The sequence below is a fragment of the Bradyrhizobium sp. IC4059 genome (assembly GCF_020193615.1).
Lineage (GTDB): Bacteria > Pseudomonadota > Alphaproteobacteria > Rhizobiales > Xanthobacteraceae > Bradyrhizobium > Bradyrhizobium yuanmingense.
In genome coordinates, this window is record NZ_JADYVH010000003.1 from 59961 (window position 1) to 76030 (window position 16070).

At 57.9% G+C, this 16070-nt stretch carries 9 protein-coding genes and 2 pseudogenes; 10 read left to right on the forward strand and 1 reads right to left on the reverse strand.

The window, feature by feature from the left end; translation table 11 throughout:
- Window positions 1-46: 46 nt before the first annotated feature.
- The 6 genes and pseudogenes from I6F12_RS10780 (at window position 47) to I6F12_RS10805 (ending at window position 10103) form a co-directional block, all read left to right on the forward strand.
- The gene (locus tag I6F12_RS10780; RefSeq protein ID WP_225156180.1) at window positions 47-1201 is read left to right on the forward strand and encodes an 8-amino-7-oxononanoate synthase; all 1155 of its coding nucleotides are present in this window, start codon (window positions 47-49) and stop codon (window positions 1199-1201) included.
- Complete coding sequence (gene bioD, locus I6F12_RS10785; protein ID WP_225156181.1) at window positions 1198-1827, forward strand: dethiobiotin synthase; 630 nt, start codon at window positions 1198-1200, stop codon at window positions 1825-1827. Before I6F12_RS10780 ends, bioD begins: the two co-directional genes overlap by 4 nt.
- Before the next feature lies 1 nt (window position 1828).
- Entirely contained in the window at window positions 1829-3091 is a 1263-nt protein-coding gene (locus I6F12_RS10790) for an adenosylmethionine--8-amino-7-oxononanoate transaminase (protein ID WP_225156557.1), read from the forward strand.
- Window positions 3092-4550: 1459 nt separating this feature from the next.
- Window positions 4551-5418 (forward strand): annotated as a pseudogene (gene panB, locus I6F12_RS10795) (3-methyl-2-oxobutanoate hydroxymethyltransferase).
- A gap of 1489 nt (window positions 5419-6907) precedes the next feature.
- Window positions 6908-8635: a methyl-accepting chemotaxis protein gene (locus I6F12_RS10800; RefSeq protein WP_225156182.1), complete on the forward strand. Its 1728-nt coding sequence runs from the start codon at window positions 6908-6910 to the stop codon at window positions 8633-8635.
- Window positions 8636-9515: 880 nt separating this feature from the next.
- Complete coding sequence (locus I6F12_RS10805) at window positions 9516-10103, forward strand: GNAT family N-acetyltransferase (protein WP_225156183.1); 588 nt, start codon at window positions 9516-9518, stop codon at window positions 10101-10103.
- Between the two features lie 687 nt (window positions 10104-10790).
- On the opposite strand, the gene I6F12_RS10810 is transcribed toward I6F12_RS10805, so the two are convergent.
- Window positions 10791-11027 (reverse strand): hypothetical protein, encoded by a 237-nt coding sequence (locus I6F12_RS10810; protein WP_225156184.1) that lies wholly within the window; start codon window positions 11025-11027, stop codon window positions 10791-10793.
- Between the two features lie 655 nt (window positions 11028-11682).
- Between I6F12_RS10810 and I6F12_RS10815 the strand changes: the two genes are divergently transcribed.
- From I6F12_RS10815 to exbB, 4 genes and pseudogenes are all read left to right on the forward strand, one after another.
- Window positions 11683-11883, forward strand: a complete 201-nt coding sequence (locus I6F12_RS10815; protein ID WP_225156185.1) for a hypothetical protein — start codon at window positions 11683-11685, stop codon at window positions 11881-11883.
- Between the two features lie 2312 nt (window positions 11884-14195).
- Entirely contained in the window at window positions 14196-14414 is a 219-nt protein-coding gene (locus tag I6F12_RS10825; RefSeq protein ID WP_225156186.1) for a molybdopterin cofactor-binding domain-containing protein, read from the forward strand.
- 509 nt (window positions 14415-14923) lie between these two features.
- Window positions 14924-15036 (forward strand): annotated as a pseudogene (locus I6F12_RS10830) (transposase); the annotation flags it as partial.
- 247 nt (window positions 15037-15283) lie between these two features.
- On the forward strand, window positions 15284-16066 hold the full coding sequence (exbB, locus tag I6F12_RS10835; RefSeq protein ID WP_225156187.1) for a tonB-system energizer ExbB: 783 nt from the start codon (window positions 15284-15286) through the stop codon (window positions 16064-16066).
- The last annotated feature ends 4 nt before the right edge of the window (window positions 16067-16070 follow it).

Consider the following 16070-nt stretch of genomic DNA (forward strand, 5'->3'; position numbering starts at 1 on the left):
TCGGCTGCTATCGCCAAAACGCCGGCAGCATGGGGTGGAATGCGCAATGAGCTCGTCGCGAATGGATAAATTCGGACCCTATGTCAAGGAATTGCGCGCGCTGCAAGATGACAACCGCTTGCGCGGTCTCAATTCGCGTGCGGGAATTGATTTTTCATCTAACGATTATCTGCAGCTTGCGAGTGCATCGCGTATGAAAAAGGCCGTCTTGGCGGCCATCGAACGTGGCACGCCGCTCGGTTCGGGCGGTTCGCGACTTCTGCGCGGCAATTGTGAAGAGCATGAATGCCTCGAAGCGGAAGCCGCCCAGTTCTTTGGCGCAGAGACGGCGCTGTTTTTTGCGAGCGGTTACATCGCAAACTTTGCGGTACTGACAACGTTGCCGCAGCGCGGCGATCTGCTCGTCCTCGACTCTCTGGTTCACGCCAGTATTCATGAAGGCGCGCGAGCTGGTAGGGCCGAGTTTCGCCTAGCTGGCCATAACGATGTCGGAGCCATCGAAAGTGCGATCCGCGACTGGCGTGCGGATGGAGGAATGGGACGTGTCTGGATCGTCACGGAAAGCCTCTACAGTATGGACGGCGACTTCGCCCCCCTGGATGATCTGGTCGCGCTCGCCGATCGCCTCGACGCTTTCCTGGTCGTTGACGAGGCCCATGCTACGGGCGTTTACGGTGAGCAGGGCCGAGGGCTCACCAGCCAGTACGGTCGCCGTGAAAATCTCCTGGTGATACATACCTGCGGCAAGGCCTTGGGAGTGGCGGGAGCGCTTGTCACTGCTTCCGGTGTACTACGCGACTTTATGATCAATCGTTGTCGTCCGTTCATCTTCGCGACCGCGCCATCACCCTTGATTGCCGTTGCCGTCAGCGAGGCACTGCTTATCTTGCAGCGGGAGCCCGAGCGTCAGCGGCGCCTCGCAAGGCTGGTTGCACTCACGCATCGGAAGATGGAAGCCCGCGGCGTGCGATGTCCGTCCAGCTCGCAGATCCTCCCATACATGGTCGGCGACAATGCTCATACAATGCGGCTCGCCTCTGCGATGCAGGATCGGGGCTTCGATATTCGCGGAATTCGGCCGCCCACAGTGCCGGCGGGGACAGCGCGGTTGCGAATTTCACTGACGCTGAACGTCAACGAGGATGATGTGGTCTCAATGGTCGATGCGCTCGCTGACGAGACGAAGGGAACGGCTCGATGAGTTTGCGGATCGTGGTGACCGGAACAGATACCGGGATTGGGAAGACTGTGTTCGCCGCAGGCTTGGCCGATCTTCTCGGCGCGAGTTATTGGAAGCCGATACAAGCCGGCCTCGACGGAGAAACCGATACCGAAACGGTCACAAGGTTGGCTCGTCTCTCAGACGATCGGGTCGTGCCGGAGCTCTATCGGCTTCGAACGCCCGCATCGCCCCACCAGTCTGCCGAAATGGACGGGGTTCGCATCGACCCAGCTTCCATATATCCGCCAGACACGGAAGGACGGCCTCTTGTCATTGAGGGCGCCGGCGGACTTATGGTCCCGCTAAGTGGTGAAACACTCTACATCGACGTGCTTGAGAGGTGGCAGCTTCCGGTCGTGGTTTGCGCGAGCACAAAACTCGGTACAATCAATCACTCGCTGCTGTCGATCGAGGCTCTTCGAAGGCGGCAGATCACGATTCTGGGTATTGCGTTCATCGGCGAGCGCAACCCGGAAACTCAGACTGCCATTCGTGAGATCGGCCGCGTGCGCTGGTTGGGACGACTGCCTCTGCTTTCGCCTCTCACGCCAGAGGCGCTTCAGACGGCATTCAAGTCTTCATTCCGTGCTGACGATTTCAGTTGAAATGCCGAACCCGAGCTCGCCAATTTGGCATCCGTTTACGCAACACGCGCTTCAAGGCGAGATGACAAGGATCGCGCGCGGTGAGGGGGCTTATCTTCACACTGCCGACGGCCGACATATCATGGACGCAATCTCGTCCTGGTGGGTCGTGACCCACGGTCATTGTCACCCACATATCGTCAGTGCCATCCAAGACCAGGCGGGCAAGCTCAATCAGATTATCTTTGCTGGTTACACCCATGAGCCAGCCGAGGAGCTTGCGGCGCAACTCCTGCAGCTCACGCCGCCTGCTCTTGAGTACGTCTTCTTCTCAGATAGCGGTTCGACGAGTGTCGAAGTCGCGCTGAAAATGGCGCTCGGCTATTGGAATAACATCGGCAGACAGCGGAGTCGCATTGTGGTGATGCAACACTCCTACCATGGCGACACGGTAGGAGCGATGTCGGTCGGAGCCCGTGGCGTGTTCAATGCAGCCTATGAGCCTCTTCTCTTTGACGTCACATCAATCCCGTTCCCGGCAACAGGCCGCGAGCGGGACACGCTCAGTGCGTTATATTCAGTGTGTCGGGAGCAGATGCCGGCGGCCTTCATTGTTGAGCCGCTGATTTTGGGGGCGGGCGGAATGCTGATGTACCCGGCCTGGGTGCTACTGGAGATGAAGCGGATCTGCGAAGACTGGGGCGTTCTCTTCATTGCAGATGAGGTCATGACGGGCTGGGGTCGAACCGGAACGCTGTTTGCGTGCGAGCAGGCCGACGTCACTCCAGATATCGCCTGTTATTCGAAAGGGCTCACTGGTGGATCGCTTCCGCTCGCAGTGACGCTCTGTCGCGCTGATATTTTCGACGCGCACTATTCGAAAGATCGCAATTTGACGTTCTTCCATTCGAGTTCATATACGGCGAACCCGCTTGCCTGCGTCGCCGCAAAGGCCAATCTGGATCTTTGGCGGAGCTCCGATGCGCGCACGCGCGTGTCAACCCTCGCATCCATGCAAGAGGACGCAATCCAGCCGTTTCAGACAGATCCGCGCTTTGCGAACGTTCGTCGGACCGGCACCGTCACTGCGCTTGATCTGAAAACAAATGACGCCGGCTATCTCGCCGGCATCGGTCCGAAACTTCAAGCCTTCTTCAAGGACCGAAATCTCCTCCTGCGTCCGCTCGGGAATACGATCTACGTGATGCCACCTTATTGCGTTACAGCCGCTGATATTGATCAGATTTATGCGGCGATCAGGGAAGCTGCCGATAGGTTCGCTTGATGTACGGCGAGCAAAAACAGCGAAAGATCCGGAATGATCTCTTGCGGTGGATACCCTCAAGTAGAGCCGAAATATTGCAGGATTTGCGCGGCCAAATGCCATTCTTGCAATATTCGGGATCAAAATAACAGTTTATAGGTGGGGAAGTTTGACGCAACTGCTCTCAGAGGCCCCGCCAAGAAGGTGCGCATCAGGATCATTTTGCTGCGCCTGCTGGTTCGTGCATACCCGAGAATCGGAATTGGCGACGCCGCACATGATGTGCGGGCGCTGTGACGTAGAAGTGGAGAGTGCATGGGACTGATCTGGTGGCGCCGATAGGAGGCAAACATGCGCAATAACTCTCACGCTCTCCATGGTGGTTCAGGAAGGTGCTGCGCTATTTGTGGCGGGAAGTTCGGTTGGCGCGACATCGCCCGACAGGCCATCGAGTCGAGCGAGGCGCTTTCAGGGGTGGTGTGGAAAATTAAGTGACACGGACCTCGGCAACAATCGTTGAGTTCAATGCTTACGGGCTGAACATTGGCGCTACGGCTATGCTGTCATCTGGCCGACCTTGCGCGACCGCCTCCAATGATGCGCTCACATCGTACTATTTCTTTTGGCTTTCTCTCGCATGGATTCCGTTCGCCAAGATGGGTCTGTCTGCAGAACGGGACACTTCCTGACCAATCGACAGGGACGGGTGTGATGCTGGAAGCAGCTTCCGACTCATTCTTCGGCATTTGCCGCAGACAGGCTGCGGGTTGAGCGCTATTATGGTATTGGCCACGAACGGCTTGCGAACTCTAGCCTGCCGCCCACGCTCTCCGGAACTCGCATCGATCAGCCTTGCCGAGGTGGGCGGGCAAGGAGGCCACAGGAACTACTGCTGAAGCGGCAGAATCGGTTCTTCGAAGTTGGTCTGGCCGCATAGCGCAGTCTGTCGGATGGCAATCATCGACCGCCTTCGCTTGCATTCAACACTCGGGAAAGGCATGGCGGCCTCCGGTGAGCTCCATGCGGATGAGATAGATGGTGGGTAGAGCTATGGCTTGAGCGGGGATGCCATGTCCGATCGATTTTCAACTTACGAAGTCTCGCTTGAGCGTTGCCGTCGAAGGTGGTCGTGGTCCATCTCCGCGGCGAATGGCTCGTTGGTCGTGGCGGGAACGCAAAGCAGCCGAGCCGCGGCGCGCTATGAAGCCAACAAAGCTCTCTTCCTGTTGTTGCAAAGTGCGGCGTATCGACGGCAGCTTCCGTGTGGTTCGAGCAAATAAAACTGTATCGTCGCGCTTTGGAAGGTGCCTTGATCGATGCTCCCGCGTGGAGGTGAAGGCGCTCTCCTCTTCTATCAACGTTTACGGTCCGAGATCAGTGTCGCAGGATTTCCACGCATGAGCCACACTTAAGAGTCGCCTTTGCAAGCGTCACCGTTCCAGTCCTGCAGCAATGGAAAACGGAGGGACGTCCCGTCGCGATGACGACAGCTTACGATGTGGTCACGGCGCGCATCGCCGACACAGCGGTCGACATCATTCTCGTCGGTGATAGTGTCGGCAATGTCTACCTGGGCGTCGACGATACGCTTCCCGTCAGCATGGCAATGATGAATCATCACCTGGAAGCAGTCTCGCGCCAAGGCCTCGTGCCTTGATTGTGGCCGACATGCCCTTTCTCAGTTCTCTTCTCAGCCTCGCTGAGACAGTACGCATGCCGGAGGTTTCCTGCAGCGGGGGGCGGCGCCGTGAAACTCGAGGGCGGCGCCAAGCTTGTTGGGATCGTGCGCGCTTTGGTGGATTGCGACATCCCGGTGATGGGGCATCTTGGTTTTACCCCTCAGAGCGTCAATGTCATGGGCGGCTTCAAGGTGCAGCGAAGGGCAAGAGCCGAAGCGTTACGTCTGCTCGCTGATGCTCACCGTCCAGGAGGCCGGCTACTTCGCTTTGGGCCTCGAGGGCATTCGGGCCGAGCTCGCGGAACGCACAACCGATGCGCTGACCATACCCACCATCGGGATTGCAGCCGGGCCAAGCTGCTCGGGCCAGGTGCTCGTGCTCCACGACGTCTTAGGGCTGGTCGAAGGTAAAAGGCCAAATTTCGTTGGCGCCTACGCGAATGGGGAGGTTCTACAGGAGGCGCTGGTACGCTGGGCGGTCGATGTCCGTCAGGGCACATTCCCTGGGACCAGGAATGCTACCGGGTTCCCGAGGAGCTCCGCGAGACCATCGCGAACTGAAAGGCTCCAACACGAACGGAGTGAGGACGAAATGCAAACAGTAGAACTGAGTAGGGTCGACGAAAATGCAATGCCAAAGACGCCACCAATGCCGGCGATCAAGTCCTAGAGCCCACTCAGAAGAACCCCGTGATGGGGAAATTGGATGATAACCGGCGCGCGCGCGCGGAAATTTGAGCGTCGATAGGTTATTGATTGCACCAAATCAGTACCAAGAGCGCACTAATGTGCAGCATTACACCCCGATCTTCGCTGGTCGGATAGTGTGTCTGGAAGCGGCACGGGGGAGAAGGACATGGTTCGCCATTTGTACCGGCTCCGAATGCGCACATGCGCAGCTGCATTGCGGCAGCACAGCAGGCGCGAAATGCTGCAAAAAGTCCGGTTTCATTATAGTCTCGTGCAGCTTGGGAATGAATTGAAATCCTCGGACAAACGCTGTACCGCGGCCGGACATCCATCTTAGAGCTTGAACGGGGCGCGATCGAAGTCGTTCCTCACAGCCTCGCTCCCCAAGATCCCGCGGAGCCCGATGGCATTGCCGTCTACTGGAACGCGGATCAACGCCCTGACCTTCACCAGCTCTCCAGCCCTGCGCTGGAGCGGCCATTCGCCTGGTCGACAACGCCCGCAGGCGTGTGAAGCGCTAGTCTGTACGCGATCGCCTCCTTGACATGGCTGCGTGCGTTCGCCACCCGCCCCAGGGCGGCCTGGCTCACTGACGCCCTAGCAGCTTCCGCAGTGGTTGCAGCACGATCGTGGGCTCCAACATCGGGCCACAACTTAGGTCGAAAATTGTGCGATTGACGTGAGCGATCTGCTTTCGTCGGATTGCGAAAAAAGGCCGTGCGAAAATTCCGCACGGCCAAGTCAGGGAGGAAAACGCCCCAAAGGGCGGCTGAAGAGAGCATCAAGTGAGTGCCCACACTCACTGGGAGCTCCAAGCTTGCGCCTACGGTCAAGTCGCGCAAGACGGATGTTGAAATATCCGTTTCTTGCGCTGATTGAGCCCGAATTTAGCGCAGGCGTCGCATGTTTTATGCGAATTTGATCGTTTAGATGCAGTTATTGCGTGAGACGCTCAATTCAAAATGATCATGTCATCCCGCGCTCTGTGTTCGTCAACTAACGCAACAGCAGTTAGGTCGTGCACCGGCACGGGGCGCGCGCGTTTTGCGCACGAGTTCATGATTCGAAAATCAATCTAAATTAGGCAGCGCTCTTTGTTGATTGGCGAAGCAGGTTGAGCCAGTCCGATCAACGTGCGCGTTACTTGCTGACCTGCGATTGTCAGCACTGCTCAAACAGATCAGGTCACATCGAGGGACAAAAAGTGAGCAAGAATTCCTCCGGCACTCGCGAACGTCCGTCCGTCCAATGGGGCTTTCGAATCGGATTGCGCGAGCAGATGGCAGTGCTCGGGATTTCTGGTGTGCTGGTCATCGGCGTAATCTGCGCCGCAGCTCTGCACTACGCGAGTATCGTTCAACGAGAGGCGAGCGCGAGCAATGAATTGAAAGCCCCGTGTCGTTTCATTGTCACAAAGCTTTCTGGAGTCTGGCCAAATCGCGACCGAGTTCCTCCGCAAGCCCACTGAAATGTCGGTCAAGACACATGCGGATCTTCTTGATCGCCAGCTCGAAGATTCAGGTCGGGTCGAAAAGCAGATCGGGGAGTTGCCCGACGATGATGCTGCGGCAGGCGCCTCCCTGCGGCCGGTAATTAATCTCTATGCGACCCGCTTTGGAAACGTCGTTTCAGCGCAACGCAACCTAGGCTTCAATGAGAATGACGGATTTCAGGGCAAGTTGCGCACAGCCGTGCACGCCGTCGAGGAGCGATTGAGCCAGGTGAAGCAGCCGCGCCTGACGATCTTGATGCTGATGATGCGCCGCCATGAGAAGGATTGTATCTTACGGGGCGAAGAAAAATACGGCGATCAGCTTTCCGCCAGACAGATGGAGTTCCAAACCGAACTTGCTCAGGCAAGCCTGCCTACGGAGGAAAAATCCCAGCTTCTCGAGCTGATGCGGGCGTACAAGGCAAATTTTATCTCATTCATGGTGACGCAGCAGACGCTCAGCGATCAGGTGGATGATCTTCGACAGATTTACGGCCGCATTCGACCGGCAACCGCAAAGGTCATGTCCGCGGCAGACGCGCATGCGCACGCTATGGAGACCCGAGCCGGAGAGATTCGGCAGAGGCTGGTCTGGCTCATTCGACTTGCAACGCTGCTCGCGGGCCTGTTCAGCATGCTCTTCGGACGGCGCATTGCCAAAACCGTCGCCTCGACGACCGCGGCCATGCGCCAGCTAGGTGAGAGTCGGTTCGATGTAGTTTTGCCGGGCCTTGGTCAAAAGGATGAGCTCGGCGATATGGCCGAAGCGGTAGAAATGTTCCAGCTGAGAGCTCGTGAAAAGCTGCAGGCGGAGCTTGATGTTAAGGTCGAACGGGACCAGGCTGCTGCTGACCTGCGTAAGGCCGATATCGCTCGGCTTGCTGGCGAATTCGAAGCAGCCGTAGGGCAGGTGATCGAAGCCGTTTCGGCCGCCTCGACGGAGCTGGAAGCCTCGGCCCGGAGCCTTACCTCTTCCGCGGTTGAGAGCCGCCAACTCTCGATGGAGGTTGCCTCATCATCCGACGACGCGTCCGCCAACGTTCAACGCGTAGCGACCTCGACAAGCGAGATGGCTATAACTATCGTTGATGTAGGGCGGCAGGTCGAGGAAGCAGCGGAAATGTCGCGCGAAGCGGTCCGTAAGACCGAGCTCAGCGATCAGCGCATGGTTGGTTTGGCGTCCGCGGCAGAGCAGATCGGCAGCGTCGTTCAACTTATCGCGGCGATCGCGCGGCAGACCAATTTGCTCGCGTTGAACGCGACAATCGAGGCTGCTCGCGCGGGCGATCTCGGCCGAGGCTTTGCAGTTGTCGCCGAGGAAGTCAAATCCCTCGAGATGCAAACCGCTCAAGCGACCATCGAGATTGGCAAGCAAATCAACGATATTCAGGCTGCGACAACTGAAGCCGTCGGCGCGACTATCGAAGCCGGCGATATCGTCGCTCGCATTTCCGACATCGCTATGACTTTTGTCGAAGCCATCGGCGAGCAAAAAGAGACCAGCAAGAATGTCGCGTTCAACCTGCAGGAAGCTGCGAGTAAGACCACTCAGGTGGCGGCGAGCGCCGGTGAAGTCACGCATCGCGCGAGGGCAACAGGAGGGGCTTCGATGCAAGTGTTGAGGTCTGCCGAACTGCTGTCTGAGGAAAGCTCAAGGCTGAAGCGCGAACTTGGTGGTTTCCTCAGAAGAATCCAAGCGGCATAGTTGGATCAATCGCAAGCTCGCATCTTGCTCGGTGACGTAAGCGCGGTACGGCTGAACCACCGAGACGGCGCCGCGGGGCGAAGCAAGTTCGCAGCGGGCTTCTCCAAGGGAGACGAGTCTCTTTCGTCTTCATGATGCGGCGCGATCACAGGTGCCTAACAAATCCACACGACCTGACGCTACAGCAGACGAAGGCGTAGAGTATAGTCTCGTCAACCTGCGTCAATAATTGCCGCGCCACTCGGGCTGGCGACCTAAATCCTCGCGCGAGCGCGATCTTCCGGGTAGGCTTAGCAGTACAGCGAATTCCTGTCGCCCCGCGATCAGCTGCGGGCTTCGTAACATTATTTGGCGATCTAGATTTACAAACGGATCGAGGGAAAATCGACATGGAGGCGAGAACGCTCTCGGAGAGGCGGATTGGCTCGCCCTGCAAAAAAAATCTGCACATCGTGAATCTTAGAAAGCTGATTTTCCGGTTGCGCTGAAAAAGAGTTCGTCTTCGACTGGCTTGGCCGGTTAGTCTCTGTGACTCTTCGTTCGTCATAGTGCTCTCCTGAGAAAGCGCTGATGAGCTGGAATGAGGTCGTTGACGAATCCGTGTAGGCGGTAGGCGCGAGCAAAACTATGGTTCGTGTTGTCACGAGTACACAATCGGGTTGAACGTTCGGATGAATGAGAAGGCGTCGCGTTCACTTTCAAGCCTTTCGTTGTCCTTACAGCCGTCGGCGACATCAACGCTTATTGTCTCCCTGTTGTGAACAGGGCGTCATCTGAGCGTCAATATGGAGGCATATCTGCACAAGCACGTATGCGGCGGCACCTTTTGGTCTACGCCGGCGGTGCGGGGCGTGTTCTGGTTGATGAAGGAGCTTGTGAAATGGTGAGCACGCGTGAAGTTTCTGTCGATGACGCCACAACCGTGAGCCAGATGGTTGGGGCTCTACTTACAGAACTCGGCGCTAGCGACGTGCAGGCCGAACTGGATGCTCGGCTGGTGGCCGACCTGCTTGCCACGAAAGAGCGCATTCATGGATTTCTCGGTTTTGTCGAAGAGCGCGCTGTGGGCATTATCATGGTGGCGGAAAGTATCTCGCTTTTTGCGCGCGGCCCCTACGGAATCATCACTGAACTATATGTCGTGCCGGACCACCGCTCGTCTGGGGTGGCGATGAGCCTCATCGAGGCGGCCGTGGCCCTCGGTACCGCAAAGGGCTGGGGGCAACTTGAAGTCGGGGCTCCCAAGCAACCGGTGTGGAGTCGCAGTCCGAATTCAGCGTTGTATTTGAAGGCCGGCTTTGCTGAAATGGGTCCGCGCCTTAAGTTGCCCCTCCACGACGTAACTGGTTCACGAACTCCGGCGAAACCTCCGCCCCCTTCGCGATTAGAGCGTAGGCGACGACATGTGCTGCGCCGCCAAAATCCGGACACAGCTGTTGCACGGGCGGGTTGGCCTGCGCCCAATTAACGTGGTGAGGCTTGCAAGGCAGGGCCGACAACTAGGGCAGGGACCGCTGCCAACCTGCTACATTCCATGGTATGGAGTTCGCCGGCGCGGGGCCTTAGGCGCCGCGGCTGGCGTCTGTTGTGTCGCTCCTATACGGAGAACCACCATGCGGGTTGCAACAAGCTGGAAAACGTTCTCCTATGGCACGATCGCATGCGCGTCGGATAGCGGACCTGCCATCCACGCAGGTCAATAGAGGGGGGCCAGAGCCCCTCTCGAAGTGGCAGCAGGGGCTTGGCAGCGAAGTCGGGACACCCGATTAGATTATGAGATTGCGGAGCAATAGCCTTCAGGAGGATGGAGGAGGACGGTGCTCGGACTTTGTGAATTTCAGGGCACGCCTTTTCATGGTCGCGGTTTCTTGGTTTTGGATCTTTCCGGTAGTTTAGGACGTGACCGCTCAGACGATCCAATTGACTCTCCCTCTTGATTCCTTTTCATCGGTCCCTCTCTAACAAGGGGCTTACGCCCGAGTGAATCATCAAAACATCAGGGGCCGAGATCGCGCAAAGAATACGCCGCGCATTCAGAAGATTGTCGGACTACACCCAGGATCCTTGTTGGTCTGCCAGGCAAGCGTTCTGCAGCCGGTGCCTGATCGCGCTAAGTCTGTTGCCCAGCTTGCCCACCTCCTGAACAGCAAGGTCTCTAAAAACAAACCGATCGAGCTTTTCCTGTTTCGCGGCGATAATCGCGCGACGTTTGCTGGCGTTGTCTGCCAATGAAAGATGTATGACCCGGGCATCTCGCGTGCATGGCCTGATGACGCAGCAATCTCTTCCTCTCCAGCAGCTTCGATTGCATGGTGACGAAAGATGAATCATCCTTCATCAGCTTTGCAAGCACGTTGACCGGAACACCCTTGTTCTCGTCCAGGTCCGCCAACCATCAAGAGCATCATTTGCGTCCCGGTAATGCCAAGCGCAGCAGCGCGCGGCGATGAAGAAGATCATTCAGGCACGCATTGATCAACCGGATCTCGCGCGTGAAGCGACGGACCTCCTCGCCATCCTCCGCAGGCCTGTTTCCGGGTGTCTTGTAGGGCGGACGAGATCGGCGCCATTGTATGCAAGGTGCTCGATCCTCAACTTTGTTTGGGTTCAGAATTCGACAGAGACCAGGCTGTTGGGCCGACCGACTGTGAGCTGGGAGTACTGGGCGTAGGTCACTTCCTATTGCTCCGCTCCCGGCAGTCGCCGTTTCGATGCACATGCGCCGCAACTTCGCACGATCGCCAAGGTGGAATTCTCCGAAGATCCCCGCTCCAGCGCAGAATTTTGGCGTTTAGGGACGCCGCGCGTGCGATGGCCGTCTCGCTAGGGCTGCAAGACTACAAGTGAAGAGTGAAGCATCGGAATTGGCCCAGCAGGCCGTAGCCACATGCCGTGAAAGGGGAGGCGGAGGCACAGGGAGCAGGGAGCAGGGAGCTGAGGCAGACGATCGATCGAACGAAAAAGCGGTATTGGATCTTCGATTACTCGATCAATTCAACTAGGAAGCGCGCTGTGCTATCATCGCCTTCAAGTTGGGGGATTCTCCGATGTTGGACGCCACTACCACAGCACTTCTGCGGGAGATCCTCGAAACCGTCTGTGTAAACGTGCCTGGGAGTGATGGTGGCGTGCGGGCACATGTCGCCTCGAAGCTTCTGGAAGCCGCCAGCAAAGGTGAGAGGACGCGCGAGCGTCTCGAGCAGATTGGCCTCGATGCGCTTCGCCACGCGCCGAGCATGTGGCGGTAGGCGACTCTAATGATGCTGTACATCAGGGGAACATTACGAATCTCAGAGTTGACCGTCTCCGAGGAAGAAGGCGCTCCACGCAATCTTAGGCCAGACCGCTTACAAGAGCTCATTCAGTGAAAACTTAGCGGCGTGGGCAGATTAAAGGCAGCCTTGCACTCAACCGACCAGGCTCCGTGCACTCGGTACACTTAGTACCCTGTCGATGATGTGATATGGCGTCAGGAAGTCGAACTTGTGAGAGTTACCAGAGTCTCAGCTCCCACGTGCTGTCATCTTGCTCCCGTTCCGGGGATCACCGCCGCGATGAGGTCGGGTTCCCGCAAGCAGGCCGGTTTCGAACGAGTTGCAACTGCCATAGACGGCGGCCATTCGGAAAGTTGAGCTTAACAGGAGCTTAGAGGCCAAATGCTTCGACGTGGGGCTTAGGTGCCGCTGCGCCAGTTCTGCATTCGTAAAATGACCTGGCTGACCCAGGCGAGGGCGGGCCGAGTGCTCGCGACGAAAGCTGCGGTGCAGATCGAAAGTATTGTGTCGCTATGTTTCCTCGGAAGTCCAGCGCGTAAGTTGCTGCGGCTCCAGACGTCGTGGAGCTATGGTGCATTGGCCGGTGGCATGGGCGCAGTCGGCAGCGGCACGAAGTCAGTATGGAGCTGAACGCGTGCGGACACCAGGATCGCAAAGGTCACAAGAAGAATGAAGAAGCCGCGCATTTGACGAAATCAATCCGAAAGCCATGTAGCAACTATGAAACGGCTCGCTCCGATGCTTTCACAAGGGCCGCGAAGCGATAACTACGAACCCGCGGCTCGTGAGGCGCGAACACCTTCGGTTCGCAAAAGCCGGTAATGGTTATGCTGGTAGTCCTGCCGCGAAACAGCAAACTCGTCCCTGAGAACGACGAAAACATGCATCACCAATCGAGAAGCGAAGGAATTTTGCATCGGATTTGAACAAAAATGCTGATCGGGCGGGAAAGCAGCGGTGGCTGTATTTTTGCTTCTTGGCGCAATCGAGGAACGGCTCCATGCGCGATCACGACTTTGTTTCGGGTAGCCTCTTGGCCCTGACCGCTGTCGGTATCGCGCTTCTCTGCTCTAGCTTGCTCGCATTTGCCTTGATTTAGAGCGCCGTAGCTGCAGCCAGGGAAGCCGCAGAGTTCTGGCTTCCGAGCGAGGCAACAAGCGGATCCTGGAATACTCGTGCTGGACACAGCACTGCCTCCAAGAAGTGCATGGACTGCTTCGGACACGACGAGAGCGCGATCGCTAGTTCGATTTGAGCTAGCGGCGGCACCTCGATGGCAGCAGATCTTTCTGGAGCCGCAAGAGCTGTTTGAGTGACCCCGAAAAGAGATTTTTTCAATATTCGCGACGACGGCCAATTCATCCGCCACGATGCAGGTGCGGAGCTACCCATATCAAGGCTGCGCGCGAAGAGGCGACCACTGCTCTCGGAGATAGCCCGCCAATGGGCTAGAAGCAGGCCGCATCACTGCATGCCGGTTGAAGTATGCAATGACATTGGCCCTGTCTTGCAGCTGGCGTTTCCAGCGTCCAAGGGGACGTGGATGAACAACACGTTCCCATCCGGAGCGTTGATGCTGTATCAACGAGACAACCACAAGGGTGTTGTCTCGTGAATTGCCGGAAGCGGCAGCGCCAAGGCGTTTTCTGCTGCTGCGGCGGCTGGAAGATCAAAAACAATATCCCCGTCGTGTTACGCTAGAGGAAACCGAATTGGATGGTTCGAGACTGAAATTGACGAGTGGCTCGCGGAAAAGTTAGCCGGCAAGAAAGTGGCCGGCTCGATGAGCAGAAAGACGGCGAGGGGTCGGCCATTTTCGCCGCTAATCGTCATGGACGCAATACTAAGTTGTTCCGCCGCGACGAGCTGGGGGAGCAACATGGTCAACGCATTTCGCAACACAGTCATTGCTGTCACTTTTATCGCAGGCGCCAGCGTCAGCATTTTGTGGGATTTTAACGGCTACATCGCCTGTGGCCTTGCGCTAGTAGTCTCATTCGCGGCCGGCTATTGCGTCGAGCGCGCCTTCATCAATCGGTCCCATGCGAGAGCAGAGGACCGACACGACGGTACATGATCTATCCAAGCTTGTCCGATGAGCGACTTGAGACACGTCGGACGGTTCCCGCTGATCCGCCTCTATACCGGTGCGCGTGCCGGCGCCATAGCCACTGCTTCTCCGCTTCGGGCCGAAGGGAGATCATTTGTTGGCCTAGAAAGCGGATTTTCAACCGCGCAAAGTCAAGCAAAAGTACGGCAGCGCCAGGCTTTGGAGGCGAGCGCGCATGCCGGTCGTCGAGGTTGATGTTGAGACCGGCAAGGTCAAGTTTCTCGACTATGTCGCCGTGCATGATTGCGGCCCGATGGTAAACCCGATGACACTCGCAGGCCATGTCCGCGGCGGTACGGCGCAGGGAATCGGTTCAGCAGTCTGTGAAGAGTACAAGTACGGCGACGATGGCCAGTTACTGAACGCAAACTTCGCCGACCCATATCCTGCCTAGTATCAACGAAGTGCTTCCAAATGTCCGGGTTGGCCACGTGGGAACGCCATCCCCTTTACCGAATACGGGATCAAAAGGCGGTGGCGAGGGTGGCAGAATGGGCGCTCCGCCCGCCATAGTCAGCGCAATCGAGGACGCGTTGAAGCCCTTCAGAGTCAAGGCGGACTTCTTGCCGTTGACGCCGGCGAAGCTGCGCGACCTAATTCGTGAGGCGACGGTGAGCGAGTAGCGCTTCGAACGTTGCCGAGCAAGTCCGAACCGCGCAAGCGCGCAAGTAGATCGCGCACACGGGCGGCTTTTAGCGGGGCATCAAAGCCGCCGGGCCAGTTTACGCTGCCCGTCGATGGGAACAACGTCGCTCGCAGATTGCCCGCAGTCAAACACGTACAAAAGCCGACGACAACTCGACCTGGATCTCCGCGGCCATCTACGCTGGTCGTAGCAACGAGGGCGTGACCTTGCCCGCGGCTTAATTCAGTTTGAAGCTGGCCCAAGGCAAGGACCAGAGCATGAAGCATAGTTGCTTTTCGGAGGGCAGATCATCGGAATCTTAAAGGAGCATGAGGGCAGCGTTTCGGTCGCCGATCTGTGCCGGAAGCATGGCGTCAGCGACGCCAGTATGGACCTTGGCCACGCAGCCATGGCCCGGCGGCGGAACGCGATGAGCGCGAGGTCGGTGAAGTCGCGTCGTTCTTCTCCCATCTTAGCATTTGCAGCAATACGTAGCGGATGCTACATGATGATGTAGAAGCATCATCGCAGTATCTTCCTGGAGGCCTGGTTCAATGCGGTTGTTGACAGTATCGCGCGGTTGCGCCGGTCCAGCTGTGCCGGTAAGGAGGCCTCGAACCAGCAGTCTTGGCCGCGTCATGATCGTCATGCTCTGTTTGGCCGCCGCCATGGAACCGATATACGCGCAGAGCCCGTCCGAAGGCGCGGCAATCGGAAGCGCCGTCCTGCCTCGCGACCTCAGTCCCTGGGGCATGTTCTTGCAAGCCGACGTTATCGTAAAGGCGGTGATGATTGGACTGGCTTTTGCCACCCTTGTGACTTGTACGGTATGGCTGTCCAAGACGATTGAGATTCTCAGTGCCCGGAGGAACGTGAGGCGCTCGCTGCACGAGCTCGCGAAGGCCAGAAGCATCGAAGATGCGGTGCGGACGGTGCCCCCGGGGCCCATAGCGCGGTTGCTGGACGGCGCTGTCGCGGAGCTGGGCCTAAGCACCGATCGCATGGACAGCGAGGGCATCAAGGCTCGCATCACGTCCCGATTGCAGCAAATCGAGGCTGGCGCAAGCCGGCGCATCGCATTCGGCACCGGCGTGCTGGCGACAATCGGTGCGACCGGGCCCTTCGTTGGCCTGTTCGGCACGGTCTGGGGCATCATGAACAGTTTTGTAGGCATATCGAGGTCCCAGGCCACTAATCTGGCAGTGGTCGCGCCCGGCATTGCCGAGGCGTTGCTGGCGACCGCGCTCGGGCTCGTCGCGGCGATTCCGGCGGTGGTGATCTACAACCTGTTCGCCCGTCAGATCGCTGCCTACCGGGCACTACTCGGTGACGGCGTTGCGGAGATCGTGCGGCTCGCAGGCCGCGATCTCGACGGCGGCGCGATTGTCGTGCGACGACCGCAGCTCGCGGCCGCGGAGTGATCCC

Excerpts from the sequence above, each read along its gene's own strand:
- I6F12_RS10780 (WP_225156180.1), top strand. The coding sequence starts at position 47 with ATGAGCTCGTCGCGAATGGATAAATTCGGACCCTATGTCAAGGAATTG.
- bioD (WP_225156181.1), top strand. The coding sequence starts at position 1,198 with ATGAGTTTGCGGATCGTGGTGACCGGAACAGATACCGGGATTGGGAAG.
- I6F12_RS10790 (WP_225156557.1), top strand. The coding sequence starts at position 1,829 with ATGCCGAACCCGAGCTCGCCAATTTGGCATCCGTTTACGCAACACGCG.
- I6F12_RS10800 (WP_225156182.1), top strand. The coding sequence starts at position 6,908 with ATGTCGGTCAAGACACATGCGGATCTTCTTGATCGCCAGCTCGAAGAT.
- I6F12_RS10805 (WP_225156183.1), top strand. The coding sequence starts at position 9,516 with ATGGTGAGCACGCGTGAAGTTTCTGTCGATGACGCCACAACCGTGAGC.
- I6F12_RS10815 (WP_225156185.1), top strand. The coding sequence starts at position 11,683 with ATGTTGGACGCCACTACCACAGCACTTCTGCGGGAGATCCTCGAAACC.
- I6F12_RS10825 (WP_225156186.1), top strand. The coding sequence starts at position 14,196 with ATGCCGGTCGTCGAGGTTGATGTTGAGACCGGCAAGGTCAAGTTTCTC.
- exbB (WP_225156187.1), top strand. The coding sequence starts at position 15,284 with ATGATCGTCATGCTCTGTTTGGCCGCCGCCATGGAACCGATATACGCG.